This is a genomic window from Bacillus sp. EB V-12, assembly GCF_056158125.1.
In genome coordinates, this window is sequence record NZ_JBUXJL010000015.1 from 1 (window position 1) to 20,053 (window position 20,053).

Consider the following 20,053-nt stretch of genomic DNA (forward strand, 5'->3'; position numbering starts at 1 on the left):
ACTTTCATGAATTTTATACCCTGTAATCGGGAAATTTTCAACAGCGCGTAAAGTCTGAATTCCGTAATATGCCTCAATAGGTAATTCCTTTCCTCCCAAAAAATCATTCTCCACTCGCACGTTCTTGTTTGTCATTGCCATTTTAATTTCTCCCCCATATTAAATGTAAAACCTAAATAAATCATATGAAGTCATTACCAATCCTTATCAGATTTTATTGTTAAATCGTAGGCTAAAGGCTCTTCAATAATTTTTTTAATCTCTTCTAATTTATTAGTTTTCCCAAGCGCCCACATCAATTTTGCTATGATGGCTTCCGTATTCATATCTCCAGACAATATTACTTGATGTTGCGCCACTTTCCGTCCTACTTCATAGAGAAGTATGTCTTCTCCTTCTTCCAGGCATTGAGTAGTAATCACTACAGCAATCCCCATTTCAGTCAACTCTTGAATTTTCGAAAGCAAGTTCCTTCCTTCAAAAGGTAATCCACCGTTTCCAAAACTTTCAATAATAATCCCTTTATACAAATCTTTTAAACAATCAAATACCTCAGGCTTTGTACCTGGATACAATTTCATAAGAAAAACATCCGTACATAAATTAGTATTTATTGAAAGTTCACTATGTGAGGAAGTTGGCTTCCAATGATATTTCACTTCATCTTCATTTACCTCAGCAACATATGGATAATTCACACTTTCAAATGCATCATAACTTTTTGTTCGCATTTTAACTGCTCTCGTCCCAATAATCACCCTACTATCAAAAACAATAAACACACCGCCAACATCCTCACAGGCAAACCTAAGAGCATCAGCTACATTTTTCTTTGCGTCTGTCTTTTTAAAACTAATAGGTACTTGTGAACCTGTTAAAACAACTGGTTTTCTTAAACCTTGCAGCATATAAGATAACGCAGAAGATGTATAAGCTAACGTATCCGTTCCATGTGTAATCACAAACCCGTCATAGTCATCATAGTGATTAAAAACAGCATTAGCTATTTCTTTCCAGTGCTCAGGTTGCATATTGGTACTATCAATATTCATTAAGATTTTGCAATCTATTTCTAAGTTTCGAGAAGACTTCGAAAAATAATTCAATAATTCCTCAGCGGACAATCCTGGAACAAGCCCCTCATTCCCCTCCACAGATGCAATTGTCCCACCAGTTGCAAGTAATAAAATTTTCTTCATACACAACCCCTCCATAAAATAAACAACGATATATCGTTCGCGTAATGCGTATTTATATTTATCATTATAGAACTTAATTTGAATTAATCAAGATTTTGTATTCAATACGCGTACTTTTTTTCTATTCTTGATTCTTTTTCTATGTTATAATTAATTTAATAAAATTAGATGGGGTATGAGACGAATGCTGGAACGTTTATCTAAATTAAGAAAAAATCAAAAATGGTCCTTACAAGAGACAGCAGATCGACTTGGGATTGCGAAAAGCACCTATGCCGGGTATGAAAATGGTTATAGATTACCTTCATTACAATCTTTATCAAAAATAGCCGATTTATTTGATACATCTGTAGATTATATATTAGGTCGAATTGAACATTCACATCAAAACAAAGATGTAATTGATATTACAAGACTCCTAAACGATCCAGATCCAACACTTTTAATAGATGGAGAAGCACTGTCAACAGAAGAGATAATAGATTTTATTGCTTTTGTGAGAAGTAAACGAGAACTAAGTTCCAAGAGAATAGAAAATATTGAACCAACATGTAAAAGTTGATTCAATAAAAAACGAAGACACTGTACTCTTTAAACTTAGAAATACTTAGACAATTAATTTGCAAACGGTTTATATAATGAATTCTTAGCAGCTGGCCTCACTCGGGGACTTATACTTGGAAACAATCCCATTGGTTATATGATTCAATTATTTTTCATCATTTGTGTAGTGGTAGCAGCTATTTCCGGAGGTTTCACATCCAATAAATCAATTATCATGAAACAAGGATTTCTCGCTATTTTAGCGTTGCTTGCCCTTTTATCTGTCATATAGAACTAAAACTTTTCAATAAAGGAACTCACTTTTGAAGAATACGCCATTCTTTCTGTAAATTTATAAGAAAGAATGGCGTTTTTGTATGTCTATTTCTGTATCAAAAGAATTTGAAAGTATAACAGAATTTAAACCAGAATTAGCAAAGTATATAAAATACTATAATCATGAAAGAATCAAGGAAAAATAAAAGGAAATGAATCCAGTATTGTACTAGGCTCATTCCCTAGAGGCTACTTAATAAACCGACCTTTCTAACTTTCGGGGGCACAGTCTAGTTGAAGTGCTACAAGCAACGAATTTACTATTTTAAAGTTAAGTGTTTAACCTTGAAGTACTTAAATTCTTTTTTCCAGACAAAGCATACATTATATCTTGATGCTTTATTGTCCTCTTATAATTATATGGTATCGGGAATTTGTTTCGGTGTTCTTTTATTATAATTATGATTACTATAAGTGATAAAGCTACAGGTATAAAAACGATTAACAAAACATCTTAATGTTTATGAAATTCTTTGTTAATCGTTTCTCTTCTCCCTAATCTCCTGCGAGACTATATTTTTGTTAAAATTACCCATATTTTATTTGATTTATTCTGTGACACCAGATTGGGTTACTTTTACATCAGCTGTTACACGAAAACGTAAATCTTTATAGGATTCTTCCCACTCTTGACTGTTCCATTTTCTTACGTGAGTTCTACCAAGCTTTCTAAGTCCTATAGGATCTGTGTCTTTTTTAATAAATCTCTTTATCAATGTAGTTGCTTTTTTTTCTATTTCTTTTTCCATAATTTTTTCTAATTTTTTTATTTCTTTAGGATTATCTAGATTTTTTGTTTTTGTAAATTCTTGAATTTCAGCTTTAACTTGAATATGAGCATTTACGAATGGACGCTTACTATTCCCCTCCATCTTATATTTTGTTCTAGCTTTTATATTCTCTATCGTGGCATAAGTATTTGAAGAACCAGGTAGTTTGAATTGGTATGTACCTTGTTTAAAATTATCTGTCAACAATTTAAATACAAATAAATCTTTAGGGTTCACTTTATCAACCATTTTACATCTTTTAAAAAGTGCTATTCCATTTAACTCCAACACATTCCCTTTTTTAGATATCATCGGTAAATAGGAATCTCTCGCATCATCATCAAGTTGATTTAAAAACATAAAAAAGTTTGTTTTTGGTTGCGTTCCATTGTTCATATTTTGCTCCAGTAAAGAGGATAGATAGGAAGCAATTTCTTTTTCTTTAGAATAGTTCCCCTTTAATAGTGATTCCCCTTTTACATTTGTAATTGCTAAATAAATTGCATTTCCTACACTAGGATTTCGGTTCAAAGTCTCTAAAATTTCCTGCATTCCCTTTTCAATTATTTTTTCATTAAATATAATAACACGCAATTGCCCCAACTCTAGAGGTCCAGAAGATTTTTCGGATGCTCTTGCAAGAACTTCTCTACCAGTCTGGCCTGATGCTGAATAGATTTTTGTTTCACCTTCCCCGCCTCCTTTATAAGCTGAAATCGCAAAGGTTCCTTTTAGCTTACCTTCTGCTTCGGTATCATATGCCGCAACTTGAACTAAGTCAATGTCATCCACAATTTTCGTTTTAGCACAACCTATTAAGAAGACACTTACTATAAGGAAAAGTATCCATCGCTTCATGTTTATCTCCTTAACTTTATTTTGGCCGTTTGAATTAGCCATAGTACAGGTAGGTATACATATATATATACAAAGCCCATTTGACCTGTCCAAGTATTTAATAAGTTGATTTTATTACGATTATTCAAGAAAAATGATAAAACAAAGATGAATAGGATGATAACTGGCAAAACATATTTTTGCTTTATTCCCAGTGCCTCTTTTATACCACGACTTACTCCCCATAATGTAAAGGAAACATTGGGTAATATAAAAAAAGCCCAAACAGAAACAATAATGTATTCAAACCGCTCTATAAAGGGAAATTGTATAATTTTAATCATGCTTAAATATGCCCATATCGCACTCGCTAGTTGTTTTTCACTAAAAAATGCAAGAGTTAAAATCATAAGGTATGTGTAGACAATAGTCGTTACTAAATTTGCATAGTGCGCATATTTTTGAGACGTTTTTGCCTTTTTAATAAATGGGTAGTACAACAATAACATTTCAAATCCAAAAAAACTAAACATATTTCCTTTCATTCCTTTCATAATTTCTAGGAATGAATGCTGTGCAATTGGAAATAAATTTTGGAAATCTGCATACTGCAAAGGATAAAAAAATGTGAAGATTAGAATGCTTGGGATAACGACTCCAAAGAAGCCGATTCCGGCAACTACACGAAATCCTCCAGTCACAATGTAATAACATAAGCCTAAAAAAGCCCCTGCTATAACCCAAGATGAAATAGAAGGAAACATCCAAACATGTACTACTTCGATATAAGTATGTAGTGTTGTTGCACCTAACAATACAATATAAGATAAAAAAATGAAGTTGAACAATCCACCAATCCATTTTCCAAGTACGTCTTGATTGATTGCAATGATATCTCCATTACCCTGATTTAAAATCTGATATATGATCCAAATCATAAGATTAACAGATATTCCAAAAAGCAGCGTGCTAATCCACGCATCATTTCCAACTAATTTTGCACTAATCCTTTCAAAACCAAGCATACCAACCCCCATCTGTATAGTAATAATTAAAAAAAACACCATATATGGAGAGACTTGATACTCAATTGGGATCTGTTTCATAATGCTCCTCCCTGTTAATTTCAATCATCAAAATCATTTCGTGATTTGATTTTATTTTTCTCTACCTCTTCTGGATTAAAACGAAAACGCTGTTTAGATCTTGAAAAAATAGGACGTCGAAACATCGCTGAGATCGGCAAACGGATAATGCTGTCTTTCCAATCTGTAGGGCGTGTAGGATAAAAAGGAAACAAATAAGGACGTCTTAATGATTCTGTACGTAATAAACGTGCTAAAAGCAAAGAGCTTGTTAAAACAATTCCTAATAAACCCAATAGGTGTGCAGATATTATAAAAGGAAAACGAATTACTCGAATTGTATTACCAATTCGATATATTGGTGCTGTAAATGAGCTAAGCGCTGAAAGTGCAACAATAATAATAAGTACATTACTTGTAAGACTTGCCTCTACAGATGCCTGTCCAATTACAATACCACCTACTATACCGACAGTTAGACCCACTTTAGTTGGTAAACGTGCCCCCGCTTCTCTCAGTAATTCAATCGTTATTTCTAAAAAAAGCGCTTCAATTAATGGAGGAAAAGGTACTTTACTTCTCGATATGATTAACGTTTCAAGAAGTTCTTTTGGAATAAGCTCGTAATGATATGTTAAGATTGCAACATATAATGGAGTCGTTAAGACAGAAAACATAAAAGCAAAAAGCCTTAATAGACGAAAAAAAGAGGCAATAATCCAAGGCATGGTGTAATCTTCTGTCGTAGAAAAAAAGTCAATTAATGTTGTTGGAAGAGTGATTGCATAAGGTGAGCCATCTACAAAAAGTGCAATTTTCCCTTCTGCCAATACAGCTGCTACACGGTCTGGTCGTTCTGTATTCAAAAATTGAGGAAATATAGAATTCGGGTTGTCTGCAATTAACTGAATCAAATACGTGCTATCCAAAACGTGGTCTGTTTTTATTAGACTCACCCGTTTTATAATTTCTTGTAGATTTTGATCATTTACAATTCCCTCAATATATACAATCGCAACGGTTGTGTTAGATAGAGAACCTACTTTCAATTCCTTCATTTGTAAATAAGGTGTTGGAAGCTTTCTACGTACTAAATTTAAGTTTACATCTAAATCTTCAACAAACGCGATTTGTGGACCCACGATATTGTATTCAATTTCAGCTTTTGTAATATCTCTTTTTTCTTTCTTTGCCACATTGATTAACAAGCCATTTAATTTATCTGTATCGAACTGAATAAGTATATAGCCGTTTAAAATACTATCCTGAATATCTTCCATTTGATTTGTTATTTTTGAATTTTCAAAGGGTAAGACAGACCGAATATCTTGTAATGAATCGAAGCTCTTCTCTTTTATATAAGTTAAAACCTCTTCATGAAATATATTTACATCGATTAAGGTTCTAAAATATGAAATGACTATAGAGGATTTGTTTGAAGCGATCTCCAACGTTATAAAATCTTTAGATTTTTTTAGTAATTGCATTAATTCCTGCAAAGATTTTATAGAGTGAACAGGTACTTTTTCATGTGGTTTCAATTGATAATACCCTTCCTTTCAAAAAGAACCTATATATAGTTTTTAGAAATTTCTATTTTAAAAATGAGGGATATTTATATGTCAATATGCTCATTAAAAATAATACCTTTTTAACTAACTTAACCAAAATTAGTTAAAAAATGTATTACAAGTAAAAATTTGAAATGTCCCCAAGAAAAATTACAACATTAAAAACATCCTTTCTTTTGGTTCTAAAGAAAGGATGTTTTTATAACAGGCTTTTTCAAGTGTCTATTCTATAGGGTACATTTACCAGTGTTCTTCTCTTTATTATTTCATTAAGTAACATTGGCATTACATTCTGTATGGTTTCTTAAAAAATTTCAGTAAGAGAATATCTTAATTTTGAAGTGTACAAATAGGGAGAGTGACTTCAACTGTAGTCCCCTTATTCACTTCACTCTCAATAAATACCTTTCCCTGATGTGTTTCAATGATTTTATAACAGATCATTAACCCTAAGCCAATCCCCTCTTCTTTAATACTATAAAAAGGTTCTCCGAGGTATGGTATACGTTCTTTTGGAATCCCACACCCTTGATCGATAAAACGAATACTTACTTGATTATTATCAAGTATATTTAATTGAATGAGAATTTCTCCTCCCATCGGCATAGATTCAATTGCATTTTTTAATATATTAACAAATACTTGCTTTAATTGATTTCCTTCACATGAAATCAATGGAATACCAGGGTTAAGATCGATTCTAAATTTTATATTATGCATCATTGCTTGAGGTTGTAGTAGCATTAAAACTTGATCCATTAGCACACTAATGTTATTAGGTTGCATTTTTACTACCTGTGGTTTGGCTACCGCCATAAATTCAGTTGTTATGCTCTCTATACGCTCAATCTCTGATGATACTATATTAATATAACCCTGATTATTCTCATTTTCCGTTGATTTTAGTAATTGCATGAACCCTTTCATTGCAGTTAATGGATTATTAATCTCATGAGCCATTACAGTCGCTAATTGTCCTACAACAGCAAGTTTTTCAGATTTTCGTAATAATTCTTCTGTTTTTAGCCGTTCAGTGATATCACGAGAAATACTTAGAAAAACTTTTTTACCATTTAAGTTAAAAACACGAACACTAAACTCAGTTGTTATTACTTTTCCTGTTGGGAAAACATATTCATCTTGCAAAGTGAAGGAAGTTTGTCCTTTTTTAATTTTTTCTAATAACCTTACGATTATTTGAGAATCTTGTGGTACTATATTTGAAAATGATAATGAGAGCAACTCTTCTCTACTATATCCAAATCTTCTACACCCAACAGGGTTTACCTCAATAAATCGACTTGGAGCATTATCTTCATTCAGCTCTACTACATATACCGCATCAGTTGCTTGTTCGATTAGTGCACGGTACTTCATTTCACTATCTCTTAATTGCTGGTGTAATCGATGCCGTTCTCTTTCTGCTTGTTTTCTTTCAGAGATGTCTCTACATATTGCTGATAAAGCTATCACATTTCCTCTTACATCTAGTATAGGAGAAACTGTCAGACTGATATCAAGAAGACTCCCATCACTCCGTTGTCTAACAGTTTCTAATCTAGTAACCACCGATTCTCCTGTTAGAATTTTCTGAATATTTTCAAGCGATTCTTCCATTAAAAAATCCGGTACACAAGGTAATCTCTTACCTATGATTTCTTGTGATGACCACCCAAATATCTTTTCATAAGCTTTATTGGCTTGTAAAATATGCCCTTCTCGATCAGAAATGGTAATAGCATCTAGATTATGCTTTATAAATGATTCTAATAATTCTTTGGTAGCGCTTAATTCTGATTCTACCTTTTTCCTTTCGGTTATATCAACTGTAGAACCAACAACTTCAATAACTTGTCCATTTCGTTTAATTGGCCTAAGCGCAATAAGAATAATAGTTTTATCATTTGGCCAAGGTAATTCAAATATAATTTCTTTTCCTTCCCATGCCTGGAGATAGTACTTCATCAATTGTGGAACTAAATGTGGAGGAATAATAGAAGCATCAATAGTACGTAAGCTTTTTCCTACCACCTGTTCAGAATAAAATCCGTTTTGATAATAAAACTGTCCATCACATAAAGTGTGTATAAAGTGCTTATCCACTTTTTTAAATTTAAAAATTCCTCCTTGAAGCTCATGTACGGTATCTGTAAGTTCTTGCTTCGATTTTTTTAATTCTCGATTCATTTTAGATAAGTCCTGTGTTAAATAATACAATCTCTGGTAGGCTTCCATAAGAAATAGCCCAATTAAAAGTCCTAACGCTATATATAATAAGCCTCCTGTGTAAAGTAATGTAGTGTTAAATAATACCCCAACTAACCACTTTATTCCAATAAAAACAGAAAAATATAAAGATGCACTTTTAAAAGGATGTAGTTTTTTTACATAAATTTTAAAAGTAGAAAATAGAATCCCCATACATAAATAAGCAATCACAGGAGGTTCCCAATACTCTCCAATGTAAAAAATACGCATTAATATTATGCTAATTAGCGTAATCCAACCAGCAATACGACCAAAGTAAATAAAAGATAGAATAAGAGGAACAACTCGAAGATCGTAGGAAAATCCCATGTATGGAAAAGAAAAGAACATTAACGTAACTGCAATAATCCCTCCATAGAGCTTTTCGAAATATCGACTAGAATTAATTGTAAACACTTGAATAAATATTGCTGCGCTAACTAATAAAGAAAAAATAGAAAGGTTGATGAAATAATCTTTAATAATCATGTAATGTCCCTCCTTGCATTAAGTGTATTCGACAAAAAAGCTAAAAATCCTACAAATTGTATAAACAGTTCAAATGCATAAATTTTAAACTAGGATAAAATCTGGAAAAGTAAATAAGGAACACAGCAGATGGGATATTTTAATGAAAAATAGTTCAAAAAAGATAATAGTAACCGTTGACTACTATTATCTTTTTTCTTTAAGTTATCGTAATACGTATGAAACTCTAAGGGACGTGGTATGTCATTTCATCAAACAATGATTATATGCTGAGTCATGAATATAGAAATTTCAGCAGTAATTTTTGAAAAATAACATAAAAAACAAAACTATCTTTGAAAATGGAAAAAATCTATATGAATGTCAACTAATCTATGTACAAAAACGTTCACTTAATTTTGCATAAAATCACTCCACTTAGGAAGCTAAGTAGTTCTTCAAGGTCGATAAGAACACCTGTAGATGCTTCAGGATAACTACATAATTGTATGGGTAATGTACTTGAAACCTTTCGGTAAAACCATACACATAATACAACTAACTCCTTGGTTCAATATTTACTTTTTCGCTGAACAAATTCTTTTTCTTGAGCAAAATATTCTAGGATATAAGGAGATTTTTCGATTAACTTGGTGTCTAGTTTATTCTCCAGCTCCAATTACTTCGTTACTTTCAGATTCAGTTCATTATATTTTGTACTTTGTCTTTATACACAACATATTCTTTACCATCCACTACTGCTACTACCACAAATTCATCATTTGGATTGAATGAAAGCCAATCAGCCCACATGTTAGTATTAGCCCCTCCACTCCACATATTATGAACAGTGTTTTTCGTTAAATTCATAACTTTATAAGACGCATTTGGCGCATTTGTTCCAGTCTTTATTTCAAAAGTGTATGCGTTATGAATTTTTTTATAAAAGTAGAAAACGTTTGATGGACGAAGCTGATTCAAAAAATCCTGTTCTTTTTTCTCTGCAATTTTTATCCCTTCTTGCAAAGTGACAACATCTGTTTTTAATGTTTTCCAACTGTTTTTCGCTGCATTCAAGCTAGGGGTTAAGAATTTATATTTATTTTGATCAGCTTTTTGATCAGCTTTATCAATATGTCCCAGTACACCCGAATATTGAGAATCTAAATCCTCCCATTGCGTAGACATATAAGTAAGAGCAGTGATAGCACTATCAAGCATACTATGCATATCACTAATATTATGAAATGCAACTCCAACTACACGATTCAATGTTATTTTATAATCTACAGTCTGACGCAATTTTGCTAATTCAGGTTCTAGCCAACCTAACTTACCTCTTGCATCACCTATCATTATGCCACCAGCAATCAAGGTTGGAATAAAGGGGATTTTCACCATGTCTAACCCCTTAGATTCTATGTCTTTCTGATATTTTACTTGTCCTAAAAGGTCCTCTAGACGCTTTTGGTCCGCCTCCACATCAGCACCTTGGTTTTTTAAAATCGATTGCAATGTCTCTTTATGACTTCCAAATGTTCTAACATCTTCTCCAATAGCATTTTTTAATTGAATTAATTCTTCTATTAATGCTTTTGCAGACTTTTGATTTTGTTGAATTCCTCCCTGTAGATCTTTAATCCCTTTTTTTAAAGTATCTCCATTTCCAGTATTGATCGCCTCTACTAATGTTTCATAATAATTTTCAAATTTTGTATTGTATTCTATAATGCCTGTCAATGTATCAAAAAGCTGTTTTTTTACTTGTGTATTCCATGTAACAGCATGTGCTCTTGCATTCTTTTGATCTTGTACAATTTTACTAGGTAAATCTGCATTTCCATTAATAGTTATTCCTTCAAAACTCACATCTGGATTATTAATTAGCAAATAAGAATATTCATTCATAGCTTTTGCAAATAAACCAGCATCTTGCAAAGCTTTTTTCATCTGTTCTTCATTTGCTGAAAGAGACATATTTTCAGTGTTCGTTTGTTCAATTTCAATTGCAAAAGTTTCTATTGGTATGACTGCATAAGTAGTTGTTATAGTTATAAACGCTGATACAGCGAGTAGTTTATTAGGGATTTTTTTCATCATTTCGTATTCCTCCTATATAAGGTATGGTTTCAAGTTCTAATCTTATTAAAAAGCGATGTCTTTCAAAATGAGTTCTACATCTTTTATCAGTATCGTTTGAACTTTCTTTAGCAGCCTTCAAATCATTAAGTATTAAAGAAAATGTATATAATCTACTTCAAATTAACCGATTCTGTTGCAAATTTTAAAAAAGCAATTAAACTACAAGGTTATTTTTTATTCGAATCATACTTATATATAATTGAAAGGCGAAGTCTTTAATGAGACTCCGCCTTTCTGTTATATAAGGATTTATCAATTATTACTTTTCTGTTTAACAGTGTAATCATAGACTTTCTATGTTTTAGTTCACTTTACAACAGAATTAATATTTCCCTATTTTTGTGGAGTAACAGTTTCCACTTTTAATTCCTTTATTCCTTCTTTTAATGTAACAGCATCTGTTCGTAATGTTTTCCAACTGTCTTTCGCTGCATTTAAATTAGGCTTTAAGAATTTAAATTTATTTTGATCGGCTTTTTGAGCTGCATTCTCAATATGCCCTAGAACGCCCGAATATTGAGAATCTAAATCATGCCACTGCGTGGACATATAAGTAAGAGCGTTAATAGCATCATCAAGCGCCTTGTGCATTTCATTAATATTACTGTAAGCAACTCCAACTACACGATTTAAGGTTACTTTATAATCCACGGTCTGACGTAATTCTGCTAATAAAGGCTCTAACTTACCTAAATTATCCCTTGCTACTCCGACTATAATACCGCCAATTATTGGTAGACCCAAAATAGCACCCTTCATTACATTAAACCCATCAGATTCTAATTGTTTATAATAGTTTACTGATCCTAATACTTCTTCTAGACGCTTTTGATCGGCATCAACATCTGCACCTTGATTTTTTAAAATTGACTGCAAGAGCTCTTTATTACTTCCAAAAGCTCTAACATCATGTCCAATAGAGTCTCTTAATTTAGTTAATTCTTCTATTAGTTGTTGTGCATACTTTTGATTTTGTTGAATTTCACCTCGCAAATCTGTAATCCCTTCTTTTAAAGTTTCTCCATCCCCTGTATTAATCGCTTCTACCATTGTTTCATAATAATTGTCAAATGTTGTATCGTATTCAACAATACCATTCAATGTATCTAAAAGCTGTTTTTTTACTTTCGTATCCCAAGTAACAGCATGTGACCTTGCATTCTTTTGATCTTGTACGATTCTACCAGGTAAATCTACATATCCATTAATGGTAATTCCCTCAAAATTCACATCAGGATTCTTAATTAACATATAAGAATAGGCATTCATAGATTTTGCAAATAATCCAGCCTTTTGCAAGGTCTCTTTCATTCTCGCTTCATTTGCAGAAAGTGCTGTATCTTCATTGTTCGTTTGTTCAATTTCACTTGCAAAAGTTGTTACTGGTGAAACTACATTAGCAGTTGTAATAGTTAATAACGTCGATACAGCGAGTAATTTGTAAGGGATTTTTTTTATCATTTCATTTTCCTCCAATTTAGGTTTTAAATTTCAGTTCTACTCCTGTTTAAAAGCAATATCTTTTGAAATGAATTCTGCATCTTTATGAATATCATTCCAACTTTCTTTAGCGGCTTTTAAATCATCTGGTATTAAAGAGAATTTGTGGTCTTGCATAGAATCGATATTATCCAATAAATCTGTATAATTTGCACCCATTGTATTCCATTGCTTTTGAATATTTGTTAGAGACAATATCGCTTGATCTACAGTCTGATATAGATATGCCAATGTTTCTTTCGCGTTAGTAAGCGAAAGAACTGCTTGATTAGCACGATCTGCTTTCATACTTAATTCTCCGATTTTGTTAGAAATTTCATTATAGGAGTCCATATGCTTAGATGCTGTGACACCAGCCGCTGTTCCTAGACCGATACCAGCTGCACCAAGAGCCGAGAGTCCACCAACAACAGCCGGTGTTGCTGTACCGCCAGTTACAACAATAACTACCGCTCCTCCAATAGCTGCAATAACTAAAATAGCTGCTCCCAATCCACCACCAATTGACCATGCTAATACATCATCAAAATGTTTTTTCTGAGTAGAACGAAGTTGCTCAATTTCAGCTTGAAGTTGTGGAATCGTTGCCTGTTGACCTGCTAATATTGCAGTTAATCCACCTTTCCCATCTGGACCACCAACATTATTTTTAAAATCTGTAGAATTTTGATATAGTTTCCCTTTGAAGTCTTGTAGCATCTTAATCACATCTGTAACTTCTTTTGAATTTGTATTGATTGTAGTAATTAAATCATTTATACCCTCTTTTAGACCTGCCTTATCTTTCTTTTGTACAGTTTCTACTAATGTGTCGTAATAATTTTGAAATTGTTCATCGTAATTTACAATATTACGAGCAGTTTTTTGAATCTGTGGCTTCGCTGTATCTAACCAGTAATTCGCATTGATTCGTGACAGCTCTTGATTAAGGTGAATATTTTTGAGCAACTCTCCCCCCTCTGACCCTAAATCGATATTAGATAAATTTACATTTGGTTGCTTAATCATTGTTTTTGCGTATAAATCCATTACTAGAATATGAGACCCTGTTTCAGCCAATGCTTTCTTCAGTCCTTCGGGGCCTAATGCATAATTGCCTACTTTTTGTTCTTGAGCGGTCGTTTCTTGTGCAAATGCATGAATAGTGTTACCGGTAGTAGCAGTTATAACAGTTGCTAATGTAGCTAAAGTTAGTACTTTGAATGGAAATTTTTTCATGACTATTCTCCTTCTTTCGCTAAATGCTTATAATCTTTATAGATTTTCAAAAACGTAATATCAAAATTTATATACTTGTTCTTCAAGGTAACTTATTACATTTTTTAATTGTCTTAATGTATCTTTTTGAGACTGCTCGTTAGTTGTATCAACATTAGTAGATAATTTTGTAATGCTATTTTTTATTAGATTTAAATCTTCTTTATAGCGCTTTAGTAGATCAAGTTCTACATCTACTTGATTTGCAAACGTATGCAAATCATTTTGTGTAAGAAGAAGCATTGATTTTTGTAAATCAGCTATTGATAATTTCGTTGTTAAATCATATATTTTTTGATTTTGTTTCTCTAAATCATCTAAATATGCTCGCTGTTCTGCTGTTAATTTATTTACTTCAGCAAAAACGCCAAATGTTTTCTTAATCTTTTCGGTATCAATGACCTTCATCAGGTCATACTCTTGTGTTTTTGCTGCGGCTGCGGCTGCTATTTCACCTTGTTTGCTTTTCTCAATTGCTTCACGAGCTGCTTTTTTTGCTGCTTCAATCTCTAGAGCAGTTTTACCTTGTTCTGTCGCTTCTTGCGCCGCTTTTTTCTCCGCTTCTAAAATAGAGTTGTTAATTTCTTTTCCTTTGTTATACGCTGCCACCCCTGCTTGAGCAGCCGGTTCAATAATTTCTTTTGAAAGACTATAAACTTCTTTGAATATAGCAAATCCCTGTTCATTTAAAGCCCCTGGTATTAATGCAATTTGCTGTAAATCATTTTGAATTGCTTTTTTGGTATTTAATATTTCATTTTTTAACTGATCTATTTTTCCTGTTCCATCTGTACTTAGTATGCCTTGCGCAGTTGCCACATTAGTATCAAAATCTTTTAATTTTTTATCAAGCTGTAATTTAAGATCTGTTAATTCATTGATTTGTCGTTGCGCATTTTCTTGATTCGTCATAGCCATTTCTTGAAGTACTTCAAGTCTATCCGAAAACCCTTCTCTATCTTCTTTATTGTCTACAAACGATTTTAATGTCGGGTAATAACTATTAAATTTTGTTACAAATCCTTTACTTTTTGAATTTAATAGAATTAACTGTGGATAGAGTTCCGATGACCATTCCTTCATATCTTGTTTGATTAGGAATTGATTGGTATTTAAAGCTGTGACTTCCTCTAGCTGTACATTAGGACTCATTAAAGATTGATCAATATACGTTTGGACTAATTTAGAATGCGCACCTAATTTTCGTAATGATGAAGAAATATCCATGTTTTCTTGTTGAGTTTCTGCTTGAACGATTGGTGTTGCGAGAGTATTGATAGGAATAGTTGCTCCAGTTACAATGGATGTTATTAAAAATCCTGTCATTATTTTAGTTTTCATTCCGTACACTCCTTTACCATTGTTTTTATAACTTAATTCATATAACTTGTACGACCGCTCTCTTTGTAAACTGGATAAGAAGGAGAAATCTTTCAGATACGTTAATATCGTTGTTTTTTACTTCTAATAGGATATAAGGATTTTATTTATCTCTCATTTCGATACTCTATTTTTTAAAATATAAATAACAAAAATTTATTAACTATATTTGAATCAGGCACCTTATGAGTAGTAAATTATTAATTCTTTCCTAAAGTTGCGGTTTAACTTACAGAATCGTGAGGATCAATAAACCAATGCTTACAGTTAATCTTGTCATAACATTGTTTAATTTCAATTTGATAATATCCCTCTTAGTTTTGTCAGCAAACTCCTTACTAGACAACAAAAAATGAAATTATACTGTACATCGCTTATACTTTTATTGCGGAATAACTTCACTTTTGTTATGCAGAAACTTAGAACACGTTTATTACCAATTTGATTCTTGACCTCTTGTAAATAAATTGACTATTCAGAAAATTATTAAAGACATAATGTTACTTATAACTTCACTATAATTCCTACTAGCGTAACCTTCTCCTTTCTGTCTGGTCATACCAGTTATGTTGTTCATTAAAACATTAAATTTTTAATGCGTAAATAGAAAAATTTTGTCGATTAAGTTCGATAATTCACTGTTAAATAAAAATATGCCCCAAAAAAAATTATATAAATATAGTTATTCGTAAATTTCATTTCTGTAATTGGAATGATTACAAATTAATGTGTATACGGTTAAAAATAACTATTTTAGCTCAACCAAGAAATTTTATTTTAGAAAAAATACTTATAGAATAATATAATAGGTCTTTTTATACTTTTTTACCTTTATTTAGTTATGTATAATTGCATAAAATGTAGATATATTTAGTAATATATGTTATATTATTGATTTTTCACAAAAAATCCTAATATCATTATTAATAAATATCCAGTACGAAGATATTAGTCTATAAACTTATCTTCGTTATAAACATAGGTTTTAAATTACAAAAAAGCTGCAAAGCTTCCTTGGAACACTTTGCAGCCTTCTGTCTTTTTGTTTTCTTTAGCAAAATAATGGTTAGTGTATTTTCATTTTTTGGGATACTTATACCCATGTTTAAGTCTTTACATTGAAGACAGCAGATAACAAGCTTATATTACTGTATATTTTTCACGGTACTGCCTAGGAGTCATACTAGTGATTTTTTTGAAAACTCTTATAAAATAACTTTGGTCATTAAAGTTAAGCCAAGCACAGATATCTGATAACGAATAAGTAGTGAGTGTTAATAATTTTTTTGCTTCTTCCACTCTTTCCCTTTGAATATATTCGCTTAAAGTAATTCCCATTTCTTTTTTAAATAGTTTAGACAGATAAGTAGGCGTAATTTCTAAATGATTAGCAAGTTCATTCAGAGATATTCCATCGTAAACATTTTTATTAATATGTTTTATACATGTAGTAACCGCGTAAGAATACTTTTTTGCATTGTATTCTTTCACACGATCTGCAAAAGTACGTAAAGCATCCCCTGACAATCGCTTTACAGATTCTACATTATCTAATTGTTCCAGGGTTTGTATATATAAAATACTATGAGCAAAAGCAATATCTGGTGGCAGGTTTCCTTCTATTGCATATCGAGTGGCTAAGGTAATCGCAATAATTCCAAGGTTTTTTTGATTCCTGAGCGGATCCTCTATTAGCATAAGTTCAACATCTTCTTGCGAAACCGCATACATATACTGTATTAACTTTTTTTTATTTCCTTCTTTAATAGTCGAAAAGAAATCATTTACTAATGCCATATTGTGCGTTTTAGGTTTGTTTTGTCGGCGTTTTAAAATATATAAATCCGGTTTCACAATTTTATTAGGAACTTCCTCTAGTACTTTATTTTTTTCCAAGACAATATCTACATCTAACTTTTCATTGAAAATCATGTAATGTAATAAAATTCCCATATCAATTAATGTAGTTTTTTTAATCTCAGATAAACACTGATAATAGGCAAGTCTTTCTTGAATGTTATCATTTGATTTAAATTCTTTCTGAAATTTTATGATCATATCATCTGAATCTTTTGAATGTATAGTAGGACCGATTATAATAGTCCCTTTAATATCATCATGATTTTCTATATGAATTAGAACAAAATTTTCAAGATAGTTGTTGCTTCGGAAAAGCGGCAAGTTACAGGGATCGTTTTCTTGATAAATATCACTAAGATGTTCTTCTTTTGAAGAATAAAAAGGACTACAAACATTATCAGATGTAGAATGATATAAAATTTTTCTGCCTGCAGATAAAATATGTACAGGGGCATTAAATGCTTTATGTGCAAGATCACACAAGTGTTGTATATCGATAGAAGTATTCATTACATTCTCCTTTATAGATCCATAAAATATATTTTGTTATATATAATTCACGACAAATAATACTATAAAATATCAAATTAGTACAATTCACAACAAAATATTACTATATCTTTTTTATAAAAATCATATATTATTTAATTGTAGTTAGCATCTAAATATCAGAGTAGATAAGTAAAGGAAATACACTAAGTTCTTTTCTTAATTCTACAAAATATAATTATTGAACTTGAGAAAACAGTGAAGTACTACAAAATACAGTGGTAGTCAATGCGAGGACAAAGCTGGAAAAAGATTTAAAATAAAGCGAAAGTAACAGGAGATACTGTACCACCGCAAGAAACAACAGTCAAAGTTCCAATTCAATCATTTATACAAATTGAATTCAAAAAATAAATACTGCTAATTTACATGTGAAACTGAAAAACTATTTTGCTCCAAATTTTAGAAAAAGATAATAAAGAAGTTGTGAAATTGGAAACAGATGAAAGCGATACGGCTATTTTTGAAGCACTATGCTTTGAAAAGTACAAGGTGGAGGAAATTCAAGTACTCAATTAAATATTTAATTGAGAGAAAGGTCTTTTCATCAACTAAAAATAAAAAACGAATGGAATATTCAAAAACATGACACTATATTACTGGTCGTAACAATAGTTTTACTTTCCACAAAAGAGGAAAAAATATATAGACTTTACAAATACTAAGAATAGCAAACTAGATAGTTTTATTACCGCATCACATAAAGTGAAACTTTAATCAGTGGGGGTTTTGTTCATCCCCCACTGATTATTAGCCCTCACCAATCGGGCTTTTACGGGCAGCCCGCCCCCCACCTAACTTCTTTGCTTCCGCTGAATTTTGAGGTGGAGGTCTTACTGCCCGGCAAATAGCGGGATAAACTTATTATTAATTTCCAAATACAATAGTTTTTAATCAACAAAAAAACTTCAATAATTAAGGTGCACAGTAAATTGTCCTCAAAACAGTAATTACTACAATATCAGTTTTTACTTATTCTATAAAAAAGAAATATCATTTAATAATTATTACTTTATATCAATTTAGACATAAAACATTTTATTATATCGGCTTAAGTATTATGAAATTAAAATTGCAAATAACACCAAAACTCTTTTAAAGGCTCATACATCGTTCATATCGGGTTGATTATCTTTTGATACCTATGTCATTAACACAAATAAAAAAGTTTATTACAAAGGAATCTGAGAGGTTTTTTCAATTTCGAAATTTATTTTTTTGTAAATTAAAGGAAAAATAATCCATATATATATACGGATTATTTTCTTAGTGTAGTCTGTATTGACCTGTTAACTGTTTTTCAGCCATTCAAACTAAGCGTTTTGTAATCTCTCCACCGATCCGAACCATTTGCAGATGATGTGATGTATCAGGTCCCAGTGTGACCCCTAGTTCAAAAGCACTTTCATACTTCATTTGCTCAATAGTACTTGTAGTAGCAGAAATAAGAATTTCATTTGTATTACTTTCGTATCTTTGAATATTTATAAATAACATGTACCTAATTATGCTATTTACGCATGAATAACCTAATTTATTCCAGTATTTTTATAGGAACCCTTTCCCTCCCCTTATTTCACCAATTAAATTTGAAACACAAATGTACATTGCATTTCAATATAACAATAAAAGCTACAAAAGCAACGAATTTACTATTTTAAAGTTAAGTGTTTAACCTTTAAGTACTTAAATTCTTTTTTCCAGATAAAGCATACATTATATCTTGATGTTTTATTGTCCTCTTATAATTATGTGGTATCGGGAATTTATTTCGGTGTTCTTTTATTATAATTAAAGTTTGAAGTTCTATGCTCAATACTTTTGCGAGGACATGATAGTTATATCCATTATTTAACAGAGAAATTATGTCATAAAACATAGTTTTTCCACCCACTAATTTTACTAATTTATTCTTTAACTCATCCCTTTTTTCTTTAGCTTCATCAATTTCTAACAACATAGATTTTTTATTTGTCTGCTTAATGTATTGAGTATACAACTCTGGGAATTCTTTTTGTACTTCTTTGTTTAATACTGGTTTATATTTAATCATATAAGTAACTTGTAACAAAGAGCGTTTTAACAAACTATCTTCAATGAGATACGCTACTTTATTAAATAAATGTACATATTCCTCAATATTGGAATAACTATTAAAATGAGCTAATACTCTACTTTTTATACTAAAAGCCTTGCCTACATAAATAATATTGTCATTATAATCTTTAATGAAATAAATACCACTGTCAGATTTTTTTAATTTATTATCCAATTCTTCTATACTCATAAAATGCAATTCACTCATACTT

Annotated in this window: 14 protein-coding genes and 4 pseudogenes; 4 read left to right on the plus strand and 14 right to left on the minus strand. The window is 31.4% G+C overall.

Annotated elements, in window-relative coordinates:
- Positions 1–141: pseudogene (locus tag ACZDYH_RS26995) on the minus strand (lyase family protein); the annotation flags it as partial.
- Between the two features lie 53 nt (positions 142–194).
- Complete coding sequence (gene ansA, locus ACZDYH_RS27000) at positions 195–1,199, minus strand: asparaginase (protein WP_000722302.1); 1,005 nt, start codon at positions 1,197–1,199, stop codon at positions 195–197.
- A 184-nt stretch (positions 1,200–1,383) separates the two neighbouring features.
- Between ansA and ansR the strand changes: the two genes are divergently transcribed.
- The 3 genes and pseudogenes from ansR to ACZDYH_RS27015 all read left to right on the plus strand — a co-directional run.
- Positions 1,384–1,761: an HTH-type transcriptional regulator AnsR gene (gene ansR / locus ACZDYH_RS27005; RefSeq protein WP_000893569.1), complete on the plus strand. Its 378-nt coding sequence runs from the start codon at positions 1,384–1,386 to the stop codon at positions 1,759–1,761.
- 57 nt (positions 1,762–1,818) lie between these two features.
- Positions 1,819–2,034 (plus strand): annotated as a pseudogene (locus ACZDYH_RS27010) (DUF1304 domain-containing protein); the annotation flags it as partial.
- A gap of 103 nt (positions 2,035–2,137) precedes the next feature.
- Positions 2,138–2,224, plus strand: a pseudogene (locus ACZDYH_RS27015) (IS3 family transposase); the annotation flags it as partial.
- A 402-nt stretch (positions 2,225–2,626) separates the two neighbouring features.
- Here ACZDYH_RS27015 and ACZDYH_RS27020 read toward each other — a convergent pair.
- The 10 genes and pseudogenes from ACZDYH_RS27020 to ACZDYH_RS27065 form a co-directional block, all read right to left on the minus strand.
- Positions 2,627–3,706: a Ger(x)C family spore germination protein gene (locus ACZDYH_RS27020; protein WP_432447423.1), complete on the minus strand. Its 1,080-nt coding sequence runs from the start codon at positions 3,704–3,706 to the stop codon at positions 2,627–2,629.
- Between the two features lie 2 nt (positions 3,707–3,708).
- Positions 3,709–4,791: a GerAB/ArcD/ProY family transporter gene (locus ACZDYH_RS27025; protein ID WP_434712299.1), complete on the minus strand. Its 1,083-nt coding sequence runs from the start codon at positions 4,789–4,791 to the stop codon at positions 3,709–3,711.
- Between the two features lie 20 nt (positions 4,792–4,811).
- Entirely contained in the window at positions 4,812–6,311 is a 1,500-nt protein-coding gene (locus tag ACZDYH_RS27030; RefSeq protein ID WP_016122777.1) for a spore germination protein, read from the minus strand.
- 360 nt (positions 6,312–6,671) lie between these two features.
- The gene (locus ACZDYH_RS27035) at positions 6,672–9,077 is read right to left on the minus strand and encodes a PAS domain S-box protein (protein ID WP_434712302.1); all 2,406 of its coding nucleotides are present in this window, start codon (positions 9,075–9,077) and stop codon (positions 6,672–6,674) included.
- Positions 9,078–9,507: 430 nt separating this feature from the next.
- A pseudogene (locus tag ACZDYH_RS27040) lies at positions 9,508–9,735 on the minus strand (hypothetical protein); the annotation flags it as partial.
- Positions 9,736–9,755: 20 nt separating this feature from the next.
- Positions 9,756–11,156, minus strand: a complete 1,401-nt coding sequence (hblB, locus tag ACZDYH_RS27045) for a hemolysin BL regulatory component HblB (protein WP_434712304.1) — start codon at positions 11,154–11,156, stop codon at positions 9,756–9,758.
- A gap of 375 nt (positions 11,157–11,531) precedes the next feature.
- A complete protein-coding gene (gene hblA, locus ACZDYH_RS27050) occupies positions 11,532–12,659 on the minus strand; it encodes a hemolysin BL binding component B (protein WP_102956891.1) in 1,128 nt (375 codons plus the stop codon).
- A gap of 36 nt (positions 12,660–12,695) precedes the next feature.
- Positions 12,696–13,916 (minus strand): hemolytic enterotoxin HBL lytic component L1, encoded by a 1,221-nt coding sequence (gene hblD / locus ACZDYH_RS27055; RefSeq protein ID WP_000714435.1) that lies wholly within the window; start codon positions 13,914–13,916, stop codon positions 12,696–12,698.
- Positions 13,917–13,976: 60 nt separating this feature from the next.
- The gene (hblC, locus tag ACZDYH_RS27060) at positions 13,977–15,296 is read right to left on the minus strand and encodes a hemolytic enterotoxin HBL lytic component L2 (RefSeq protein WP_102956890.1); all 1,320 of its coding nucleotides are present in this window, start codon (positions 15,294–15,296) and stop codon (positions 13,977–13,979) included.
- Positions 15,297–16,475: 1,179 nt separating this feature from the next.
- On the minus strand, positions 16,476–17,705 hold the full coding sequence (locus ACZDYH_RS27065; RefSeq protein WP_102956889.1) for a helix-turn-helix domain-containing protein: 1,230 nt from the start codon (positions 17,703–17,705) through the stop codon (positions 16,476–16,478).
- 429 nt (positions 17,706–18,134) lie between these two features.
- Between ACZDYH_RS27065 and ACZDYH_RS27070 the strand changes: the two genes are divergently transcribed.
- On the plus strand, positions 18,135–18,263 hold the full coding sequence (locus ACZDYH_RS27070; RefSeq protein ID WP_000939299.1) for a hypothetical protein: 129 nt from the start codon (positions 18,135–18,137) through the stop codon (positions 18,261–18,263).
- 789 nt (positions 18,264–19,052) lie between these two features.
- Here ACZDYH_RS27070 and ACZDYH_RS27075 read toward each other — a convergent pair.
- Entirely contained in the window at positions 19,053–19,241 is a 189-nt protein-coding gene (locus ACZDYH_RS27075; RefSeq protein ID WP_000897406.1) for an alpha/beta-type small acid-soluble spore protein, read from the minus strand.
- Between the two features lie 181 nt (positions 19,242–19,422).
- Entirely contained in the window at positions 19,423–20,049 is a 627-nt protein-coding gene (locus ACZDYH_RS27080) for a GIY-YIG nuclease family protein (RefSeq protein ID WP_001292161.1), read from the minus strand.
- Positions 20,050–20,053 lie beyond the last annotated feature (4 nt).